At 69.4% G+C, this 21,009-nt stretch carries 16 protein-coding genes and 3 pseudogenes; 9 read left to right on the plus strand and 10 right to left on the minus strand.

What is annotated here, in order from left to right; all coding sequences use genetic code 11:
• Window positions 1-30: 30 nt before the first annotated feature.
• Genes ACYQ1K_RS19635 through ACYQ1K_RS19650 form a run of 4 tightly spaced genes read right to left on the minus strand, consistent with a single transcriptional unit; the run spans window position 31 to window position 4,106 of the window.
• A complete protein-coding gene (locus ACYQ1K_RS19635) occupies window positions 31-1,335 on the minus strand; it encodes an aminotransferase family protein (RefSeq protein WP_459984947.1) in 1,305 nt (434 codons plus the stop codon).
• On the minus strand, window positions 1,332-2,114 hold the full coding sequence (locus ACYQ1K_RS19640) for a gamma-glutamyl-gamma-aminobutyrate hydrolase family protein (RefSeq protein ID WP_459984948.1): 783 nt from the start codon (window positions 2,112-2,114) through the stop codon (window positions 1,332-1,334). The genes ACYQ1K_RS19635 and ACYQ1K_RS19640 overlap by 4 nt, the downstream gene beginning before the upstream one ends.
• Window positions 2,111-3,454, minus strand: a complete 1,344-nt coding sequence (locus ACYQ1K_RS19645; protein WP_459984949.1) for a glutamine synthetase family protein — start codon at window positions 3,452-3,454, stop codon at window positions 2,111-2,113. The genes ACYQ1K_RS19640 and ACYQ1K_RS19645 overlap by 4 nt, the downstream gene beginning before the upstream one ends.
• Window positions 3,447-4,106 (minus strand): hypothetical protein, encoded by a 660-nt coding sequence (locus ACYQ1K_RS19650; protein WP_459984950.1) that lies wholly within the window; start codon window positions 4,104-4,106, stop codon window positions 3,447-3,449. Before ACYQ1K_RS19650 ends, ACYQ1K_RS19645 begins: the two co-directional genes overlap by 8 nt.
• A gap of 186 nt (window positions 4,107-4,292) precedes the next feature.
• Here ACYQ1K_RS19650 and ACYQ1K_RS19655 point away from each other — a divergent pair, with 186 nt between their 5' ends.
• From ACYQ1K_RS19655 to ACYQ1K_RS19670, 4 genes are all read left to right on the plus strand, one after another.
• Complete coding sequence (locus ACYQ1K_RS19655) at window positions 4,293-5,816, plus strand: flavin-containing monooxygenase (protein ID WP_459984951.1); 1,524 nt, start codon at window positions 4,293-4,295, stop codon at window positions 5,814-5,816.
• Window positions 5,813-6,880 carry an alpha/beta hydrolase gene (locus ACYQ1K_RS19660; protein WP_459984952.1) on the plus strand — a complete coding sequence of 356 codons (1,068 nt, stop codon included), beginning with the start codon at window positions 5,813-5,815 and terminating at the stop codon, window positions 6,878-6,880. The genes ACYQ1K_RS19655 and ACYQ1K_RS19660 overlap by 4 nt, the downstream gene beginning before the upstream one ends.
• Before the next feature lie 22 nt (window positions 6,881-6,902).
• Entirely contained in the window at window positions 6,903-8,249 is a 1,347-nt protein-coding gene (locus ACYQ1K_RS19665) for an NAD(P)/FAD-dependent oxidoreductase (protein ID WP_459984953.1), read from the plus strand.
• Between the two features lie 88 nt (window positions 8,250-8,337).
• Window positions 8,338-9,567, plus strand: coding sequence for an acyl-CoA dehydrogenase family protein (locus tag ACYQ1K_RS19670; RefSeq protein WP_459984954.1), 1,230 nt, complete (start codon window positions 8,338-8,340; stop codon window positions 9,565-9,567).
• On the opposite strand, the gene ACYQ1K_RS19675 is transcribed toward ACYQ1K_RS19670, so the two are convergent.
• Complete coding sequence (locus ACYQ1K_RS19675) at window positions 9,557-9,691, minus strand: hypothetical protein (RefSeq protein WP_459984955.1); 135 nt, start codon at window positions 9,689-9,691, stop codon at window positions 9,557-9,559. The genes ACYQ1K_RS19670 and ACYQ1K_RS19675 overlap by 11 nt on opposite strands.
• Here ACYQ1K_RS19675 and ACYQ1K_RS19680 point away from each other — a divergent pair.
• Window positions 9,690-11,273: a long-chain-fatty-acid--CoA ligase gene (locus ACYQ1K_RS19680; protein ID WP_459984956.1), complete on the plus strand. Its 1,584-nt coding sequence runs from the start codon at window positions 9,690-9,692 to the stop codon at window positions 11,271-11,273. The genes ACYQ1K_RS19675 and ACYQ1K_RS19680 overlap by 2 nt on opposite strands.
• A gap of 870 nt (window positions 11,274-12,143) precedes the next feature.
• On the opposite strand, the pseudogene ACYQ1K_RS19685 reads toward ACYQ1K_RS19680, so the two are convergent.
• The 3 genes and pseudogenes from ACYQ1K_RS19685 to ACYQ1K_RS19695 all read right to left on the minus strand — a co-directional run.
• Window positions 12,144-13,030, minus strand: a pseudogene (locus ACYQ1K_RS19685) (IS1380 family transposase); the annotation flags it as partial.
• Between the two features lie 273 nt (window positions 13,031-13,303).
• Window positions 13,304-13,546 carry an addiction module protein gene (locus tag ACYQ1K_RS19690; protein WP_459984957.1) on the minus strand — a complete coding sequence of 81 codons (243 nt, stop codon included), beginning with the start codon at window positions 13,544-13,546 and terminating at the stop codon, window positions 13,304-13,306.
• 363 nt (window positions 13,547-13,909) lie between these two features.
• A pseudogene (locus tag ACYQ1K_RS19695) lies at window positions 13,910-14,737 on the minus strand (NAD(P)/FAD-dependent oxidoreductase); the annotation flags it as partial.
• Here ACYQ1K_RS19695 and ACYQ1K_RS19700 point away from each other — a divergent pair.
• Window positions 14,651-14,983, plus strand: a pseudogene (locus ACYQ1K_RS19700) (acyl-CoA dehydrogenase family protein); the annotation flags it as partial. The pseudogenes ACYQ1K_RS19695 and ACYQ1K_RS19700 sit on opposite strands and share 87 nt — an antisense overlap.
• Before the next feature lie 57 nt (window positions 14,984-15,040).
• On the opposite strand, the gene ACYQ1K_RS19705 reads toward ACYQ1K_RS19700, so the two are convergent.
• Both ACYQ1K_RS19705 and ACYQ1K_RS19710 read right to left on the minus strand, forming a co-directional pair.
• The gene (locus ACYQ1K_RS19705; protein ID WP_459984958.1) at window positions 15,041-16,615 is read right to left on the minus strand and encodes an amidohydrolase; all 1,575 of its coding nucleotides are present in this window, start codon (window positions 16,613-16,615) and stop codon (window positions 15,041-15,043) included.
• Window positions 16,612-18,060, minus strand: a complete 1,449-nt coding sequence (locus tag ACYQ1K_RS19710; protein WP_459984959.1) for an APC family permease — start codon at window positions 18,058-18,060, stop codon at window positions 16,612-16,614. Before ACYQ1K_RS19710 ends, ACYQ1K_RS19705 begins: the two co-directional genes overlap by 4 nt.
• Before the next feature lie 84 nt (window positions 18,061-18,144).
• Between ACYQ1K_RS19710 and ACYQ1K_RS19715 the strand changes: the two genes are divergently transcribed.
• From ACYQ1K_RS19715 to ACYQ1K_RS19725, 3 genes are read left to right on the plus strand one after another with little or no spacing between them, the layout of a single operon-like run.
• Entirely contained in the window at window positions 18,145-18,786 is a 642-nt protein-coding gene (locus ACYQ1K_RS19715; RefSeq protein ID WP_459984960.1) for a TetR/AcrR family transcriptional regulator C-terminal domain-containing protein, read from the plus strand.
• Window positions 18,783-19,952 carry a serine hydrolase domain-containing protein gene (locus ACYQ1K_RS19720; RefSeq protein ID WP_459984961.1) on the plus strand — a complete coding sequence of 390 codons (1,170 nt, stop codon included), beginning with the start codon at window positions 18,783-18,785 and terminating at the stop codon, window positions 19,950-19,952. The genes ACYQ1K_RS19715 and ACYQ1K_RS19720 overlap by 4 nt, the downstream gene beginning before the upstream one ends.
• Before the next feature lie 13 nt (window positions 19,953-19,965).
• Entirely contained in the window at window positions 19,966-20,934 is a 969-nt protein-coding gene (locus ACYQ1K_RS19725) for an AraC family transcriptional regulator (RefSeq protein ID WP_459984962.1), read from the plus strand.
• Window positions 20,935-21,009 lie beyond the last annotated feature (75 nt).

Raw genomic sequence — 21,009 nt, forward strand, 5'->3', positions numbered from 1 at the left:
TGGACGGTGAGCTGCCTTCGGAGCGCTCGGTCAGGCCACGAAGCGATCGAGGACAGCTGCCACCGAGGCGTCGAATGTCGAGATGAGGTGGTCGATCTCGGCTCTCTCGACCACCAGAGGTGGCGCGAACGTCACGCAGCCGTGGTACGAGCGGATGACGATGCCCCGGCTCAACGCGTCAGGGGGGACGAGAGCCGGGAAGTCCTTTCCGCCCCCTTCCACGAAGCCTGCGGGAGGGAGCAGGTCGATCGTCACCAGGAGGCCGAGGCTCCGGACTGCCCCGTAGACGGCGCGCGTGCCGCTGAGCCGCTCAAGCTCTGCGTGGAAGTACCGCCCCATCTCCTGCGCGCGCTCAACGAGCTTCTCGTCCCGGAAGATCCGGAGGTTCTCCCTTGCCACCGCGCACGACGTGGGGTGCCCGCCTGTGGTGAAGCCGGTCAGGAGTGGCCTCGCCGACTTCTCCAGAGCGCCGTAGAGACGAGCGGTCATGCCGACCACGCCCAGCGGAAGGTACCCGCTGGTCACGCCCTTCGACATCAAGAGCATGTCCGGTACGGCGTCCCAGTGCTCCACCGCGAACATCCGCCCGGTGCGGCCGAAGCCAGTGATGACCTCGTCCGCGATCCACAGGATCCCGTAACGGTCGAGGAGCTCCCGGACCGCCGGCCAGTACTCGGGCTGCGGAATCACGTTGCCCGCCGGCTGGGAGACCGGCTCGGCGACCAGGGCGGCGATGGTCTCCGGCCCCTCCGCCAGGATGCGCTCCTCGAGCACTGCCAGGTCGGCTCGCCAGTCGGTCGTCGGCTGGGGCACGTGGAGGAAGCCCGGCTGGAGCGGGCCGATGCCGACGTGGAACTCCTCGTCCCACGTTGCGGCAGTGCCGCCCATCGTCATCCCGTGGTAGTTGCGTTCCCGCGCGATGATCTTGACCCGCCCTGGTTCGCCCCGTAGCCAGTGGAAGAGCCTGGCGAACTTGTAGGCGCTGTCGTTGGCCTCTGAACCACTGTTGGTGAAGAAGAAGTGGTCGATGTCGCCGGGAGCGAGCTCAGCGAGGTCGCTCGCCAGGTCGATCGCCGGCGGCGTCGCGCGACCGAAGAAGAGCGTGCCGAAGGAGAGCTTCTCCATGCTGGCCGCCGCCGCCCGCGCCAGCTCGGCGCGCCCGTAGCCGATGTTGACGTTGATCAAGCCGGACGCGCCGTCGAGCAGCCGGCGACCGTCGGCCGTGGTGAGCGTCGAGCCCTCGGCGCTGGCGATGACGAGCGGCCCGGCCGCTGCTACCCCGCTCACCAAGCTCATCGGATTGATCAGATGACCCGGCCACGGCTGTGTGCTCATTGCTCACTCCCCTGCAGCAGACGGGCCGCCTCGCGGACGACCCAGGTCAACGTCGGGTCCGTGCTCTTCATCCACTCCGGGTGCCACTGGACGCCGAGGACCGGGCGTCCCGGCAGCTCGATCGCCTCGACGACGCCGTCCTCCGTGCGTCCGGTCACCACCACGCCCGCGCCGCTGCGGTCGACGGCCTGGTGGTGCCAGGAGTTGGTCACCACGTCGCCACCGAACAGGTCGGCGGCGATCGAGCCGGCCTCGAAGGACACGAGGTGGTCGACGGTTCCGTCGGTAGGCGCCGTCTCCTCCGAGAGGTGGTGCACGGGTCCGGGAGAGAGGTCTGCGACGAGGGTGCCTCCGAGCGCGACGTTGAGGACCTGCAGACCCCGGCACACCCCGAGGACCGGGATCCGCCGGTCGAGTGCCGCGCGGACGACGGCGACCTCGTACTCGTCGCGCTCGCGGTCGTGGACCCTGGGGTCCGTGCGCGGGTCGACATCGCGGACAACAGACGGGTCGCCACCCCAGCAGGCGGGGTGCACGTCCTGCCCACCGGTGACCACGACGCCCGACAGCCACGCGCAGACGGCGCCGGGGTCGGTGTCGTAGGAGAGGTGCACCGGTACTCCTCCGGCCTCCGCGATCCGCGTCGCGAAGTCCGACATGGACGTGTCCACGCACCGATCGCCGTAGCGCTCGTCGGCGCCCTGGATGAGGGACAGGCGGAAGCGGCGGCCGGTGATGCCGATCAACGGCCGCCGCGCGGCGTCCGTCTGCCCACTCACGGGAACTCGAAGTAGCGCTGGGACTCCCACGCGGAGAGCTCGGCGAACGGGTCGCCGCCCTTGGTGTGGAATTCCATCCACTCCCAGCGCCGGGACGCGACCCAGAAGTCCACGAACTCGTCACCGAGGTACTCGCGCAGGAGCGGGTCGGCGGCCAGTGCGGCGCTCGCCTTCGACATCGTGTCGGGGATCCGGGGCACGCCGTCGCCCTCGGGCAGGCACCACGCCATGTCCATGACTTCCGCCGGTGGCTCGATGCGCCGCTCGAGGCCGGCGAGCACGCCTGCCAGCACGCCCGCGAGTGCGAGGTACGGGTTCACGTCAGCGCCGGGCAGCCGGTACTCCAGCCGCGAGTACCTCGGATGACCGGTGATCGCGCGCACGGCCGCGGTCTTGTTGTTCACGCCCCAGCTGATCGTGGTCGGGGGGCCGCTCAGATCGACAAGCCGACGGTACGACGTGATCTGAGGAAAGGCGATCGAGGTGTTGCCCGCCATCGTGGCCATCAGGCCCCCGACCGCGTGCCGCATGAGCAGGGAGGGGCCATCCTCTGCGAAGAACTGGTTCACCCCGTCGCATTGGAGCGACAAGTTGACGTGGGCGCCCTGCCCGTAGCCGGCGGTCGGCTTGGCCATGAAGGAGACGGTGTGGCCGCGCTCGAAGGCGACCTCGCGCATCACCTGGCGGGTGCGCACCCAGTTGTCGCACAGCCGGACGGGACCCGTGGGTGCCAGGTTCAGCTCGGTCTGGCCCGGTGCGGCCTCGTCGGTCCACGCCTCCCAGGTGATGCCGAGCCGATCGAGCCGGGCGACCACTGCTTCCATGTATTCGACCCAGTCGGTGGACCGCGCGAGGTGGTACGTCGATCCGGTGCTGCCGCCCAACGGGGTCAGGTCCTGGTAGCCGCGCGAACGGGCCTCCTCGATGGACTCCTCGAACAGGGTCGCCTCGACCTCGACCGCGACGGTCGCGGTGTAGCCGAGCGCGTCGAGCCGGTCCACGAGCCGGCGCACGAGATTGCGCGGGCAGATCGGCACCGGTGTGCCGTCCTTGAGCCAGTAGTCGCCGATGACCGAGTCCAGGCCTGGCTTCCACTCCACAAGTGTCGACAGGTCAGGGACCATCTGGATGTCGTAGAGGTTGCCGCGCCAGTCCGGGAAAGCGTCACCGAGGACGATCTCGTTGTTGAGGTCGATCGCGAACAGGATGTCGGCGAACGCGAAGCCGCTCTTCATCCCGGCCTCGAACTTCTCCGGCGACACGGTCTTGCCCAGGAGGCTGCCCTCGTGGTTGGTCGCCTCGAGGCGGACTGCCCGCCTCGCGCTGGTGAGCTCAGACATCGAACCGGACCTTCCACGAAGCGGCCGTCATCACCGATAGCTGTGCCAACGTGCCCTTGACGCGCAGACCCGTGCTCAGCGCGAGCAGGAAGTCGTCCGCCCCGCTGCAGACACCGGCGAGCACGTCAGGTGGTCCGGCCATCAGATAGGTCGACGGCCCCTCGCCGTACTGCGACCGCTCCTGGCCGTCGGGACCGTCGGCGAGCAGGACCAGCACGTCGGGGATCCCCGGGATGACCCGGGCCCGGTCCCAGAACTGGCGGGCAGCGACGCTCAAGTGCGGGAGCGGCGGCTGCAACGCGGTCAGGGTGCCGGCGGCCAGCGTCGTGTCCCCGGTCGGCTCCTGGGCGGGCGCGAACCGCGCAGACAGATCGACGACGATATTGGCATCGGGATGGGCCAGGACGCCGCCGACCACCTTTACGTCGCCGCGGTCGAACGTGATCGTCGCGGCCTGCGGCGTGTCGTGGGATCGGACAGCCACGGTGCCGACGCACCGGCTCAGGACGTCGTGCCCGTGCCCGGCTCGGGACGAGTCGCGCAGCGTGCGACCGATCAGGCGGACGACGGGACTCGCGTCGTCCTCGATCGCGACGCGGAACGCCATGCCCTCCCCCGCAAAGGCTGCGTCGATCGTCGTGGTCTCAGCCATGGTCGGGTCCCTTCCGAACTCTGGATTTGAGCCGTTCTTAGTCATTTGACTCAATCGTTCAAACAGGATCATGGGTGCGTCTTGTTGCCCCTGTCAAGATGGTTGACACATTCTTAGTCATCTGATCCAATCAAATGACTAACACAGGCGCTCGAGCGGCGTCACCACGGAGAAGGAAGTGCAGCAATGAAGGACCCCAACGCGACGGAGACCGCCGACATCGTCGTCATCGGCGCCGGGCTTTCCGGTGTCGGTGCTGCGAAGTACCTGAGCAGCGACTTCCCCGACAAGAAGGTCCTCCTGCTCGAGGGCCGCGACGCGGTCGGTGGCACGTGGGACCTGTTCAAGTACCCAGGTATCCGGTCCGACGACTCAGTGATCACCTACGGCTATGACTTCAAGCCGTGGCTGCACGAGGCGGTACTCGCCGAGGGCGCCCTGATCCGCGACTACATCAAGGAGACCGTCGCCGAGTTCGGGCTCGACCGGATCTTGCGGCTCCGTCACCGGGTCATCGCCGCGGACTGGTCCAGCGAGGAGGCGCGTTGGACGCTGCAGACCAACGTGACCGACGAGGACGGCAACGAGACCGTGAAGAGCGTCAAGACGAGGTTCGTCTTCAGCGGCACCGGCTACTACCGCTACGACCAGGGCTACGAGCCGCACTTCGACGGTCGCCACGCCTTCCAAGGCGACATCCTTCACCCGCAGCACTGGCCGGAGGGCTACGACTACAGCGGCAAGCGGGTGGTCATCATCGGTAGCGGCGCGACCGCCGTGACGATGCTCCCCGCCATGCTGACGGGAGAGGGCGCAGCGGCCCACGTCACCATGCTCCAGCGCACTCCGAGCTATGTCGCATCCATTCCCCGGGTGGACAAGCTCGCTCGACGGCTCAACAGGCTCCTCGGGGTGAAGCGCGGTTACGCCGCCACCCGGTCCAAGAACGTCTGGTCCGACCACTTGGTCGTGACGCTGCTCTGCCGGTACCCGAACCTCGGGCGCAAGCTGCTGCGCAGGTGGACGGCCAAGGAGCTGCCGGCCGGGTTCGACGTGGACACCCACTTCTCACCGCCGTACGACCCCTGGGACCAGCGTCTGTGCGCCACCCCGGACGGGGAGTTCTTCGCGGCGATCCGCGAGGGCAACGCCGAGGTGGTGACCGACCAGATCGATCGGTTCACCAGCGGCGGGATCCTCCTCGCGTCGGGCCAGACGCTCGAGGCTGACGTCATCGTGACCGCGACCGGCCTGGTCATGCAGATGCTGGGCGGCGTCCGGCCGACGGTAGACGGCGTCGCGGTGAGGATGTCCGACACCGTGCTGTACCGCGGCTCCCTCATCTCGGGCGTGCCCAACTGGACGATGATGGTCGGCTACACGAAGTCGACGTGGACCCTGCGGATCCGCAACGTGTGCCGATTGGCCGCTGAGGTGATCCGCACGATGGACGCCGGAGGCTTCGACACCGCCGTACCGGTGCCACCCGCGGGCATGCCCACCGCGGACCTGCTCGACATCAAGTCAGGTTACGTCCAGCGCGCGAAGGACGAGCTCCCCCGCCAAGGCACCGGCCTGCCCTGGCAGATGCACACGACTTTCATGAAGGACAGCCGGCTCTTCAAGGGACGCCTGATCCACAGCGACCTCCAGTTCTCGACGCGAGCCGCCAAGGCGCCACAGCGGGTCAGCGTCGAGGCGGCGTCATGAGCACGCAGCACTTCACGCTGGGCCAGCGCCTGCAGCGACTGTTCCTCGTCATGCTCAGCCGCCTACCCACCCCGCTGCAGCGCCTTCTCGCCCGCCCACCCGTCAACAGGGCGGGCGAGTCCATGGCGACCGACGTCGCGCTGCTGATGAAGCTCAGCGAGAGCAGCCCGGACTTCAGCGACCTGTCGCCTGTCGAGGCGCGGGCGACGACCGAGCGCGACCTGGCCCTCTTCGCCGCGCGGGTCGAGCCCTGCGCCGTCGAGACGGACGTGGAGCTCGCACCCGGGCTGTGGGCGACCCGTTACTCCTCAGGTGCGACGCCCCGCGGGCTGGTGCTGTTCTTCCACGGTGGGGGGTTCGTCCTCGGCAGCCGGGCCAGCTACACCGCACCGGCCCGCATGCTCGCGCACGGCACCGGGGCCGACGTCCTTTCCGTGGAGTATCGGCTCGCTCCGGAGCACCCCTTCCCGGCAGCGCATGACGACGCGCTCGCCGCTTGGAGCTACATCATCGACCGCGCCGCAGACCTCGGCATAGACCCGCGTCGGATCGTCGTCGCCGGTGAGAGTGCCGGTGGCAACATCGCCGCGGTTCTCTGCCAGCAGGTGCGCGAGGGGGACGTCCAGCCCTTGCTCCAGGTGCTGATCCAGCCGGTTACCGACATCTCGGTGCACAGGCCCTCCCAGGACGAGTTCGCCGGATCGCCCGCTTTGACGGCCAAGCAGGTGGCGTGGTTCATGGACCACTACCTACCGGACGACGCCGACCACCGGGATCCGCGGGTTTCACCGCTTTGCGCCGAGAGCCTCGTGGGGCTTCCCCCAGCCATCGTCACACTCGGAGGATTCGACCCTCTCCACGACGGCGGCCACGCCTACGCAACGGCGCTCTTGAAGGCCGGCGTACCAACCGAGGTCCTCCACGAACCCGGTCTGGTCCACGGCTTCATCTCGTTCACCGCGGTCAGCCCCAGTTGTAAGTACGCGACCGAGCGGCTCGTCGCATCCGTGTCCGCGGCGCTCGATCACCACGAGCGCGCCACCCCCGTCACGATGGCGTGCTGAACAGGCTCACGAGGAGCATCAAATGCAGACCAACAACGTTCACTACTCCACCTTCAGCGGCTGGATCGATCCACCGGCAGACGTCCTGCCCGGCCTGACCGCCGACATCATCTGCGATGTCGCCGTCATCGGCGGTGGCCTCGGCGGCATGTCGACAGCACTTCGGCTTGCCGACCGCGGGCGGGACGTGGTGCTGATCGAGGCCGAGTTCTGCGGCCACGGCTCCAGCTCTCGCAACGCGGGTCAGCTGGTCGCCGCACCCGGCGGGGACCTCCAGCTGCTGAACCTGTTCGAACGCAAGAAGATGCCCGGCATGGTCCGGCTCGCCGAGCACGCCGCCTATCACGTGGAAGGCCTCATCAAGACGCACGACATCGATTGCGACTATGAACCGACGGGCAACGTGTTCGCGGCTGTTTCGCGTGGCCAGCTCGGCCGAGTCCGCCGAGTGGCCAAGATCCTTCAGCGTGCCGGCGGCCACGTTGAGCTGGGCACCAGCGAAGAGCTCGGGATCCCTCGCGGCTTCCTCGGCGGGATGCGTGAGGTCATTGGCGGAATGATGAACCCCGGTAAGTTCACCCGAGGTGTGCGCAGCGCGCTGCTGAGCTCGTCGGCCCGAGTATTCGAACAAACGAAGGTCACCGACGTGAGGCGCGACGGCCGCGGGCTCACCCTCGTCACGCCTCAGGGTCTGGTCCGTGCCAACAAGGTCGTGTTGTCGACCAACGCATACTCCGGCGAGTGGGACATCACCCCGCGGCATCTCTCGGTACCGCTCTACGTCATCGAGGTGGAGACCGAGCCGATCGATCCCGACCGTCTCAAGAACCTCGGCTGGACCAGCCGATCGGGACTCGCTACTCAGCACAACCTCATGGAGAACTACCGGTTGACATCGCGCAACACCATCGTCTTCGGCGTCCGACGGCCCCAGCGGGGCATGACCTATCCCCTTCCGCAGAGGCAGCCTGACCCGGCGGTGGTCGAAGAGCTCGCCAAGGCGTTTGCGATGCGATTTCCGGCCCTGGCCGATATCGGGGTGGCACGAGCGTGGGGAGGCTGGATAGCGATGACCTCGTCATTTCTTCCTCTAGCCGGGCAGATCGAGGACAACATCTACTACTCGATTGCATGCAACGGCCACGGACTGGCCCAGGCGCCCTACCTGGGCGCTCTGATCGCCGACGCCATCGTCGACGGCGAACGACCGGAAGACCTGGAGACGGTGTGGGCGGAGAAGCCCAAATTCCCGCGTCCGGTGATGGTGGGCCGGGCAGGTCTTCGGACGATCTGGACGGTCGACCGATTCAACGACCTGGTCAACGGAAGTCGACGCAACGCGCGACGAGCGACGCTGACCCGAGCGTGACCCTTCGGCGGCTGCCTCCGGCGCGTGGGCAGCCCAGCGGGTGCTGGCGAGCCCGACCCTCTGACTCGATGCCCGACGAAAGGCAACCATGTCCCAGCTGCACCCCGTCCGCCAGGCCGACAGGCTTTATCACGACCTGCTCTCCCCCACCGAGACGCGGGAGATCCGCGACCGCGTCCGGAAGATCGCGGTAGACGTGGTGGCGCCGGCCGCCCGCCAGATAGCCAACGGTGACGAGCGGGTCGACGGCTTCCCGCGCCAGGTGTTCGACGGCCTCGCCGAGTCCGGCCTCTTCCGCCTGCCGTACGCCGCCGAGGTCGGCGGCGACGGCCTCGCCCACCCAACTACGGCGACAGCCGTGGCGATCGAAGAGCTGGCCTACTACTCGAGCAGCATCGCCGCGGTCGTCGACGTCCATTGCATCCTCGCGGGCAACGTGCTGACCCACGGCACCGAGGCCCAGCAGCAAAGGTGGCTCCGGACGGTGGCCGACGGCAGCGTCGTCGGCGCCTTCGCCACGACCGAGCCTGATGCCTCGTCCGACCTCAGCCCACGAGCAGTCCAGACGGTCGCCGAACGGCACGGCGACACCTGGGTCCTCAACGGGCGCAAGCGGTGGATCTCCAACTCCCCCGTTGCCGGCTTCATCGTCACCCTCGCGCGCACCGACGATCGGCTGTCGATGTTCATCGTCGACACCGCCCTACCGGGGGTTCGCGTCGGGAAACCGGACCAGAAGATGGGCAACCGCGGTCAGCTCACGGCGGACGTGTGGTTCGACGACGTCGAGCTGATGGACGACGCGCTGCTGGGCGGCGAGCCCGGGCAGGGCCTTCGCCACGCACTCGCGACCCTGACCCTGGGTCGGATCGGGATCGCGGCCGCCGGTGTCGGCATGGCGCAAGCCGCCTTCGACCACGCCGTCGCGCATCTCTCGACCCGCGAGGCGTTCGGGCGCAAGCTGGCAGCCAACCAGCACTGGCAGTTCCTGATGGCCGAGCGGGCGACCGAGATCGAGAATGCGCGCACGCTCTACCTCAAGGCGGCACTTCGTCGCGACGCCGGCGAGGTCTTCCCCGAGCCCGAGGCTTCCATGGCGAAGATCTACGGCAGCCGACTCGCGGTCGACATGGCCCGCGACGCCACCCAGGCGTTCGGCGGCCTCGGCTTCGCACGAGAGCTGAGCGCGGACGCCACTCCGGGACCGGTCGAGGCGATCTACCGCGACAGCAAGATCGGCGAGATCTACGAAGGCGCCAACGAAGTCCTCAAGTGGGTCGTAGCGCGCAACATCTTCGGTAAGGACATCACCGGCTGAACCGCAGGACGGCGACCTCGCGGACGGTCGCGTCGTCCGCCGCACCGGCCATCTCTGCCGAGCCCGCTTCTCCCCGCCCAGCCCTGCCCCCGTCATCCACCACGAAGCCCGAGGAAGCCGCCATGCTCAACCTAGCCACCCTGCTCGAAGGCTCGGCCCGCACGCACCCCGACCGCGATGCCCTCGTCCTGGGAGAGACCCGCCTGACCTACGGGCAGGTGGACGCCGCTGCCAACCAGGTCGCCAACCTGCTCGCGGAACGCGGGATCCAGCCCGGCGACAAGGTCGCGCTGATGTGCCCGAACCTGCCGCACTTCTCCATCGTGTACTTCGGCATCCTCAAGGCAGGCGCCGTCGTCGTACCTCTCAACGTGCTGCTCAAGCAACGCGAGATCGCCGATCACCTGGAGGACTCTGATGCGAAGGCGCTCTTCGCCTTTCAGGGCACCGAGGAGCTACCGATCGCCGCTGAGGCGAAGGCCGGTCTCGACCAGGTCGGTGGCTGCAGGGAGTTCTTCGTCATCACAGCCGACCGGGCCGCGCCCTCGCCGATCCAGGACGCCGAGACGTTCGGTCGGGCCGTTGCGGGTCAGCCGACCACCTTCGAGACGGTGACCACCGACGGGGACGACACCGCGGCCATCCTCTACACCTCCGGGACCACCGGTCAGCCCAAGGGGGCCGAGCTGCGGCACCGCAACATGCGCGACAACGCCCTGGCGAGCGGCAAGCTGTTCCGCTCCGACGAGAACCGTCCGGACACGTACCTCTGCGTGCTGCCGTTGTTCAACTCGTTCGGACAGACCACCATCCAGAACGGTGCCTTCGCCTTCGGCGGGACCGTGGTGCTGCTGCCGCGGTTCGAGCCGGGTCCCACGATCGAGACGATGCGGAGGGAGTCGGTGAGCATCTTCGCGGGCGTGCCGACGATGTACTGGGGACTGCTCGGGGCCCTCGACGAAGGCACCGACACGGAGACGCTGGCGAAGCATCTCCGCATCGCGATCTCCGGTGGTGCCGCACTTCCGATCGAGATACACCGCGAGGTCGAGAAACGCCTCGGTGTCACCATCCTCGAGGGGTACGGGCTTTCCGAGACGTCCCCCGTCGCCTCGTTCGCGCCGTACGGTGAGCCGCCTCGACCCGGCTCCATCGGCAAGCCCATCCCCGGCGTCGAGATGAAGCTCATCGAGCCTGATTCCTGGTCCGAGGTCGCCTGGTCCCCGGAGGCGATCGGCGAGATCGCCATCAAGGGACACAACGTGATGAAGGGGTACTACCAACGCCCTGGGGCGACCGCCGAGGTCATCGACGAGGAGGGCTGGTTCCGCACCGGCGATCTCGCCCGACGCGACGAGGACGGCTTCTACTACATCGTCGATCGCTCGAAGGACCTCATCATCAGGGGCGGCTTCAACGTCTACCCCCGGGAGATCGAGGAAGTGTTGGTGACGCATCCGGACGTGAGCCTTGCTGCGGTCATCGGGGTGCCGCACGAGAGGCACGGCCAGGAGGTCATGGCCTACGTCATCCGTCAGCCCGGCTCAGATTTGACCGCCGACGAGCTCGTCGCATGGACCAGGTCAGAGATGGCGTCGTACAAGTACCCGCGGGTCGTCGAGTTCGTGTCCGCCCTGCCCACGACCGCCACGGGGAAGATTCTCAAGAGGGAACTCGGCCGACAGATGTCTGACTCCCCTACTTGATGCAGAGCGGCACCTTCCCCTCGTCGCCGCCCGAACGAGGGTGTGATTCCGCGCAAGGACTTCCCCGTCGAGGTCTCGCCTACGCGGGCCTCCGCGCTTGCGAGGCGTTCGTCGGCGTACTGGTGGAGTGGATCTTTCAAGATGCTCGCGCCGAGCTCGACGCCGACGACGTAAAATGCCCCGAGCGCTGCCACCGGCCTGAGCCATCACCCACCCGCGTCCCTCCCGCCACGTTCCTCGCGCAACGCGGTACGTGGCTGAGAGCCTCAGACGGGCGCTCGGGTGTCCTTCAGCCACTGGCGAAGCGCCTGGGCGATGACGTCCTGAACCTCTAGGTCCATTTGAATTGCCCGGACGCGGACTTCCTTGCGTAGGGACTCGGGGACTGCGAGTCGAAAGGGCGACAAACGGGTCGTCAGAAGAGGTACGTATGCCCGCAATCCTGGCAAGACGCGCCGACAGCCGCGAGCTCAGGAACCCTCGCTAGACCCCTCGTCTGGCACGGTATTCGTGCCGCCGGCGCTGTCCGTAGCCCGCAAGCCGTGGCGCCATTTCCACCGCCCCTGATTGCTGCGTCTCCGCCGCCTTGAGGACACCGCGCCGCCCTCTCGCCGGCCGAGGGCCGCCTCGGAGACGATCCACCCCCGGCCGGCACACCCGTCTCCTTCGCGACTGCAACATCGCGATGAGAGGCAAACGGCGCCCACACATCCGCGCATCCTTAGCCTCGATCAGTGGGGCGATGGGCGCTGGCGGGCCTGAGTCAACTCCGGCTCGGCTCGGGCACACCAGGGCAGGCGTGTCCTGCTGGTCTGGCCAGCCTTTCCACGATGGGGGTTGTGCGCTCGTGCCGGTGCGGCGATGGATGGGTCAGGCCGCTGTAGGTGGTCCCAGCGCGGGCCCGAACACGCCGGTCCAGATCGCCAGCCACTGCTGGGCCCAAGGCCAGTGCGCGGGCAGGTGCAGCATCGGGCGGCGTTGACGTCGGGCGAGTCGCGCGGGGACGTGAATGACCTGACGTCGCAGGGTCGCGCCGCGGGCCACGGCCAATCCGCCGGGCTGAAGGTGCCCGCGGCGCGGAGCAGGTTGTGGGTGATCAGCGCGCAGATCACCCACGCACTGTTGGAGGAAATCGCCCAGACGGCATATGAGCCAAGGGTCCGTCGATCAGGTCGGCGAAGACGGTCTCCACGATCGCGTGCCGCCGGTGGGTCAAGTCGGCCTGGACGGTCGACTCGAGACTGTTGGTGAAGAAGGGGTGATGGCGCCAGACCGGGAACAGCTCGGCGAGCTTGGCCTGGTCGCGCACCCGACGCACCACCAGCCGGGCGGTGACCGGCTGCTTGGTCGAGGCGAACGCGGTGAAGGCGACCTCGGCGACCTCCGCATCGCTGATCAACCGTCCGGTCTCAGGGTCCAAGACGGCACCGGGGTAGTGCACCGGCCTCCAGGCGTCGGCGGGGATCGAGTCGATCGCGGCGGCCACGGCCGGGTTCTTGGCCAGCACGAGTGAGAAGCGGGCCTTCGCCTTCAGGCATGCCGCGACCACGGCACTGTTGCCGAAGGCGGAGTCGCCCCGCACGAGGATCCGGCCGGTGGCCCGCGGCGCGGGCGGTGCTGATCGCCTCGCGCACCATCGTGGCCGCGCCCTTGCCCGAGCCGGCCTTCCCGGCCCGGAGTCGGATCCCGGCCAGCACCGGCGCACCCTGGGTGATGCTGATCGTGGTGGCCAACGGGGAGAGGCCCTTGCGCAGCACTGTCCTCGCGCTCACACCACCCGCTGACACCAGCGAGCAGATCGGCAGCATTGAAGGGCCCATCGCGCGGTTCCCCCACCCGGCTAGAGCTAGACCACGGCCTCGAGGGACCATAGGGACAATGGCGTCACCGGGCGGCCGCAGCATCATTCTCAGCCCGGAACGGGCGCCCCGACAGGGGCAATCTGGCTAGACCGACCTCGCGCTGGTCGTACCAGTCGACGGCCGCAACGAACTCGGCACAGGCTTCCGGATGGAAGTCGAAGCCGAGGGTCATGCGCGGCGTTCGGCTCGCCGCTCCGCCAACTCCGCGAAGACCCGGTCACCCGGGATCGTCTCGACCGTGCCGCTGAGGATGTCGTCCACCCGAGTCGAGATCTCGTCAGTCCACGCCCGATCGACCGTCTCGGGGTCGACGACCTCAAGTGACTCCAGAAGCCGCAGGGCGACGTCCTTGCGCACCGACGGAGGCAAGGCGAGCCCCGCCTCGTAGAACTCCGATGCGCTCAGCGACATGGCAGCATGTCTACGTGCGGCCGACAGCCTTGCCGAGGAAGCAGCGACAGCCCTGGCCGTTCCACCTCGATCGTCTCTCGTGACACGCATATGACGCGCATGAGGAGTCAAGGCCGCTCTGATGACCTGCACAGATGGGCCTCCTAGTAATACCAGGGAAGCGCTGCACGCTTGATGTCCGCCGTCATCGAGTGACGTCAATGGAGGCCTGACCAGCGGAAACGTCTGGATCGGTGACGCCCACCGACGGTTCGTGATGATCCTGCTGTGCACCGTACGTGCACAGTGGGCCCTTGCTCCGCGTGATGCCAGTGGCTGGCGGAGCACCCGACCGACAGCAGGACCGGTGCATCCCGCCTCGCCTCAGGCTTCCCGCGCGACGGCGGCGCCCCGGCGGGCATTGCGGCGGCTGCCGTTGACGGCATCAGCGATCCGGTCGTAGGCCCAGATGGTGCGCAGACCAGTGCGTCCCATCATCATCGGCCGCGGGAACCTCGGCTTCTCGTGCCAGATGGTCTCGATGTCCTCGTGGCGCGCGCCGTCGATGATCGCATCGGCAATGAGCGTTCCGACATACGGCGCCTGCGCGAGGCCGTGCCCGTTGCACGCGATCGAGTAGTGGATGTTGTCGCCGATGCTCCCGGCGACGGGCAGCCACGAAGACGTGATGGCGATCCAGCCGCCCCACGCCCGCTCGAGCGCGACGTCGGCGAGGGACGGGAAACGGGTGTCGAAGGCGCGCGCCAGCTCCGCGACCAGGCCGGGATCCGGGGTGCGCTCGGGGAGCGGGTAGCCGGTGCCGCGCTCGAGCCGGCGTACGCCGAACACGATGGTGTTGCGTGGGGTGAGCCGGTAGTTCTCCATGATCGCGTGCTGGGTGACCAGGCTTGTGCCGCTGGTCCAGCCGAGCGCCGCGATCCGGGCCGGGTCGATCGGCTCGGTCTCCACCTCGACGACGTAGAGCGGCACCGAGAGGTGCCGGGGCGTGATGTCCCACTCGCCGGCGAAGGCGTTGGTCGCCAGCACGACGTGCTCCGCGCGCACCGTGCCGTGCGCGGTCGACACGACGACCTGGTCGCCGTCGCGGGTGATGTCGGTGACCTTGGTCTGCAGTTCCTGCTGGCCGAGATGGGGATGAAGGTCGAGGCCGCGCGTCAGCTGACGTACGCCGCCGCGGGCCGCTCCGAGCGCGGCGACTCTGGTCTGACGTTCTTCGGTGCGGCGGCGAAGTGCTTCGCCTCGGACGTGGCGATGGAGGTCACCACGAACGCGGTCCAGGCGCTGGGTGGCTACGGCTACACGCGGGACACGCGGGACTACCCGGTGGAGCGGATGATGCGGGATGCGAAGATCACCCAGATCTACGAGGGCACCAACCAGGTCCAGCGGATCGTGATGGCCCGCACGCTCCTGGCCGGCATTCAAAGCCAGATCTGATTCTTGTCGCCTTCCGAATGTTGACGCGACGCCAGACGGGATCACATACGAGTTCGCCTAGTTCGATCGATGTGTCACGACGCCTCCGCTAACCGTGAGGGCGATCGGCGCCGACGCCACCTCGTCGGCGGGCGTCTCGACCGGGTCGACGGTGAACGCGGTCAGGTCGGCGCGGCAGCCGACCGCGACCTTGCCCGCGTCACCGGCTCCGTCGGCGATGGCGGCGTGGGTGGTCATGCCCTCGAGCGCCATCAGGCCGGTGAGCGCCTGCTCGGGGCCGACCGGGGGGAGGTCGGTGTGGGGCGCGCGGCGCAGCCGCGCGTAGGCGAGCACGCCGCGGGCGTCGTAGTCGGCGATGGGCCAGTCCGAGCCGAGCACGAGGACACCGCCGGCGTCGCGGATCTCGCGGCACACCCAGGCGCGGTTGGCGCGCTCGGGGCCGAGCCTGCGCGACCACTCGTCGGAGTGGTCGGCGCGCGTGTAGCCCACGTGCGGCGGCTGCATCGACGCCACGAGACCAGCGCCGACGACCCGGCGTACCAGCTCGCGCGGCATCGTCTCGAGGTGCTCGATGCGGTGCCGGACGCCGCCGGTGTCGACGTTCTCCAGGCTCTCGACCACGTGCCGGACAGCGGCGTCGCCGATGGCGTGGGTCGCCGTCTGCACGCCGGCCTCGGCCAGTCGCTGCACCGCCTTCGTGTACGCCGCCGGGTCGCGCCAGAACGCGGCGTCCCCCTGCCCGTGGCAGTCGGGGTGCTCCAGCCAGGCGCTGCCGCCCTCGACGGTGCCGTCCATGAAGAACTTCACCGCTTCGACCGCCCAGCGACGGCCGTGCCGACCCTGCAGCGCGATCACGTCCTCGACGTCCGCGCCGGGCATGCACCACGGCGCGACCCGCAGCCGGACCGGGAGGTCGTGGTGCTCCTCGAAGGAGGCCAGCAGACCCAGGGCGCCCGACTCGGCGTCCATCATGGTCGTGCCGGTGATGCCGGTGCGCGCCATGCCCTCGAGCGCGGCCCGCAGCTGGTCACGTACGACGCCGGGGTCGGTCGGCGGCATCGCGGCCTGCACGGCCTCCATCGCCGCGTGCTCGAGCAGGAAGCCGGTGGGCCGTCCGTCGGGGTCGCAGACGATCTCGGCGCGCTGCTCGAACTCGCGCGGCCCGGTCACGCCCGCGCTGCGCAGCGCCTCGCGGCTGGCCAGGGCCGAGTGTCCGTCGTACAGGCGGACGAAGACGGGGCGGCCGGGCAGCACCTCCTCCAGCACGTCGTTGGTCGGAGCCGCGCCACCGAAGACGTTGTGGTCGAGGGCGAAGCCGACCACCCACTCGCCCTCGGCGGCGCCGGCAACAGACAGCGCGGCCCGCAGGTCGGCCAGGTCCCGGCACGACGACAGGTCCGCTCCGAGGAAGGAGGCCACTCCGAACACCGGGTGGGTGTGCCCGTCGACCAGCCCGGGCGTCGTCACCGCACCGCCCAGGTCGACGACCTCGGTGCGCGAACCGCGCAGGACGAGGGCGTCGTCGTCCAGCGCGACGATCCGGTCGCCCGCGACCGCGACGGCCGAGGCCATCGGACGCCGCGGGTCGAGGGTGCGGACCGTCGTACCGACGAGGAGCAGGTCGGCGCTCACGCGGTCACCGTCACCGGCTCGACGTCGCAGCCGGACGCGACGGCCTCGAAGACCGCCGGCCGCCGCTGCCGCAACCACAGCGCCCAGGCGACGCCGACCAGGCAGGTCACCGGGATGGTCCAGAGCAGGACCTCGTTGACGGTGCCGGTCGTACCGGTCAGGAACGAGATGTTGCGCGCCGACAGGTACATGGCGACGACCATGAGCGCGGCCGAGAGGATCGGCGCGACGACGGTGCGCCACGCGCCCTCGGCGGTGCTGCGGCGGTGGAAGTAGACGACGACGGACAGCGCCGCCGCCACCTGCAGCAGCAGGATCCCGAAGATGCCCGGGGTGTTCACCCAGATCAGCAGCTGGGAGTACGGGTCGGCGTGCGCGACCGCGAACCCGACGACGATCACCAGCGCGAGAGCGGTCTGCGCCAGGCCGGCGACGTACGGCGACCGGGTGCCGGCGTGCACCTTGGCCAGCGCGGCGGGCAGCAGGCCCTCGTTCGCGATGGCGAGGGCGTAGCGCGTGACGGCGTTGTGGAAGGCGACCAGGCTGGCCAGGATGCTGGTGACGATCAGCAGGTGCATGACGGTGCTGAACCAGCTGCCGACGTAGGTGTCCGAGGCGGTGAAGAACATGCCGACCGGGTCGGCGGCCGCGGCGCCGACGGCCTTCTGCGCGCCGAAGGCCTGGATGATCGCCCACACGATGAAGGCGTAGGTCAGGGCAAGGATCGCCACGGCGGCGTACGTCGCGCGCGGGATGGTGCGCTTCGGGTCGCGGGTCTCGGAGCGGTAGATGACGGTGGCCTCGAAGCCCATGAACGCGGCGAAGGCGGTGGGCAGGATGACGGTCATCGGACGGACGAACAGGTGCGCGGGGGCGAAGGAGTCGAGGCCGATGCCGGCCCCGCCCTGCACCAGGATCGCGACGGCCAGGACGAGCAGCAGACCGGTCTCGGCCGTGAGCAGGACGGCGAGGAGCTTGGCGCCGAAGTCGACGCTGCGGAAGCCGACGAACCAGACGACGACGATGGCGCCGACGGCGTACGCCCACCACGGCAGGTCGATCCCGAACACGTCGGCGAACGTGCCCTCGGCGGCGACGCCGAACAGCCCGTAGACCCCGATCTGCAGCGCGTTGTAGGACACCAGCGCGACCAGGGCGGCGACCACGCCGGCCGTGCGACCGAGGCCGACGGCGATGTAGGAGTAGAAGGCTCCGACGTTGTCGACGTGCCGCGACATGGTGGTGAACCCGACGGCGAAGATCGCGAGGGTGATGCCCGCGAAGACGTACGCCGCCGGCGCGCCGATGCCGCCGATCATGATCGCCAGCGGGGCGACCCCGACCATCACCATCAGCGGTGCGGCGGCCGAGACGACGATGAAGACGAGGTCACGGCTGCCGAGCGCGTCGCGCTTCAGCCCCGTTCCTGGGGTGGTGGTGGACATCGACCAGCTCCATTAATAGAAATCGTTTCGATTTAGGATTTGGAGTACTGTAAGCCCGATCACACGCGAAGGGAAGAGGGAAGCATGACGGTGCAGACGAGGCGACGAGCCGGACGGCCCCGCAAGGCCGTCCTCGATCGCGCCCGGATCGGCCGCGCCGCGCTCGAGCTGGTCGACCAGACCGGCGACGTGAACCTGCCCGCGTTGGCCCGCGAGCTCGGCGTCGGGACTTCCTCCCTCTACCACCACGTCGAGGGCCGCGCGGGCGTGATCGAGCTGCTCCGCGAGCAGGTCGCGAGCGAGATCGACGCGACCACGCTCGACGACGAGCCGTGGGACGTCGCGCTCGCCGGGTTCTGCCGCTCCTACCGGGCGGTCTTCGCCGCGCACCCACGGATCGTCCCCCTGCTCACCACCGCCACGGTGCGCTCGGCGGCCGTGATCCGCGCCTACGACCGGATGATCGTGCGCCTCACCGATGCGGGGATCCCCGTCGCCAACGCGATGCAGGTCCTCAACGCAGTCGACAACTTCGTCATCGGCTCGGCACTCGACCTGGCCGCACCCGAGGTGATGTGGGAGATCCCCGAGGGCGTCGAGGCCCCGGCGCTCGCCGCCGCCCTGGCCGCCCAGCCGAGCGACCACCGGCGCGCCGACGACGCCTTCGAGGACGGGCTCACCCGGCTCCTCGCCTCCGTGGCCGCCGAGTTCGGAGCAGCGTCGTGACCACGTCCCGCGTCGTGCCCACCGTCGCCGACTGGCAGTCGCCCGCGATGGTGCGGACGTCCTTCCAGCAGATCGACTCCTTCCTGCCCACCGCCACGATCCGCCGGGGCAATCGTCCGGCCTCCGCCTGGCCGGCGGCTCCGGCGCCGCTCGCCGACCTTCTGGTCGCCCCCGAGCTCGGCACCGTGGCCGACGTGGTGGCGGCGACCGAGACCGATGCCTGGCTGGTCGTGCAGGACGGGCGCGTCCTGGCCGAGGAGTACGTCGCCCCGATGACCCCCGCCACCCGGCACCTGCTGATGTCGGTCAGCAAGTCGGTGGTCGGCGTGACGGCGGGAGCGCTGGTGGACCGCGGGCTGCTGGCCCCGGGTCGGCAGGTGACGTCGTACCTCCCCGAGCTCGCGACCAGCGGGTACGCCGGCGCGACCGTTCGCGACATGCTCGACATGCGCACCGGCATCCGCTTCAGCGAGGACTACCTCGACCCGACCGCCGAGGTGCGCCTGCTCGACGAGGCGGTCGGCTGGGCCCCGCACGTCAGCGGCGGGCCGGCGACCTTGCACGCCTTCCTGCGCACCCTGGTCGCCGAGCGGTCGCACGGAGGCCCGTTCCGCTACCGCAGCTGCGAGACCGACGTCCTCGGCTGGATCTGCGAGGCGGCCGGGCAGGCGCCCCTCGCCGACCTGATCTCGGACCTCGTCTGGTCCCGGCTCGGCGCCGAGCACGACGCCCTCCTCTGCGTCGACGCCGAGGGCTCCGCGATGTGCGACGGCGGCGTCAACGCGACCCTGCGCGACCTCGCCCGCTTCGGCGCCACGATCCTCGGCGGCGGCGTCGCGCCCACCGGGGAGCGGGTCATCAGCCAGGCCTGGATCGACGACATCTTCGCCGGATCGCCCGACCTGGTGGCGGCCTTCGCAGCCGGCCCGGAGGCGGCGTACCTCCCCGGCGGCCACTACCGCAGCCAGCTCTGGGTCCCGTCCGGCGGCGAGCGAGCGCTCTGCATCGGCATCCACGGCCAGCTCGTGTACGTCGACCGCGCGGCCCGCCTGGTCGGCGTGAAGCTGTCCAGCTGGCCCGTGCCCGAGGACGAGGCCCGGATGAGCAGCACGTTGCGGATGTTCGAAGCGATCACGGACCATGTCAGGGAACCGCACCGGGGATAGCAGCGGAGACCGGATGACCAGCATCGACCTCGCTCACGCCACCACCACGCGTGGCGAGACCGTGCTGTCCGCCGCGACCGATCCCGACGAGGTGATGGCCGCCTGCAACGGCACGCTGCGTCCCCACCACCTGCAGGTCCGCTCGGCAGCAGGGCTGGGAACCAGCCTGACCCACCTCGCCGTCGGCGGCTTCTCGGTGAACCGTCTCGTCTACGGCGCGGACGTCACCGTGGCGCCGGCGGTGAGCGACGACGACAACTTCCTGCTCACCCTGCCGGTCGGCGGCCACGCATGCTTCCGGTACGGCGCGGAGCGCGCCGACGCGACCCCGACGCGCGGGGTGCTCATCGGCCCCTACCGGGAGTTCGCCTTCGACATCGATGCCTCCTTCGACCAGCTGATCGTGCGCCTGGACCGTACCCGAGTCGAGACCGCAGCCGCTGCGTTGACCGGCGTCACCGGACCGGTCCACTTCGAGCTCGCCCTGGCGCCCGAGGTCTCGCGGCTCGACGGGCTGCTGCTGAGCGCGGTCGAGCTCGCCGCCAGCGGGCTGGCCGGCACCCGGCCCCAGCTGCTGTGGCAGGTGGAGCAGCTCCTGGTCGAGACCCTGCTGCTGACTCAGCCGCACGACCGCAGCGCAGCGCTGGGCGGCGGCGCCGCGCCGTCGGAGCGGGTCCGCCGCGCGACGGCGTACATGAGCGACCGGCTGGGCGAGCCGATCGGCATCGGTGAGGTCGCGGCCGCGTGCGGAGTCAGTGTCCGCAGCCTGCAGGAGGCGTTCCGTCGCGACCTGGACACCACGCCGCTGCAGTGGCTGCGCGCGCAGCGGCTCGAGCGCGCCCGGGTCCTGCTCGGCGCGGGTGACCTGAGCGTCACCGAGGTCGCCTACGCATGCGGCTTCTACCACCTGGGCGAGTTCGGCAGCGCCTTCAAGGCCCGCTACGGCGGACCGCCCTCGGCCTTCCGCAACAGCCACCACTGACCTCGATCTCGGCCCGCGCGAATCCGACAGCGCGGCCGCGCTTCTGCGATATCGACGACGTGTCCCGCGTCACAG

The sequence above is a fragment of the Nocardioides sp. AN3 genome (assembly GCF_054653495.1).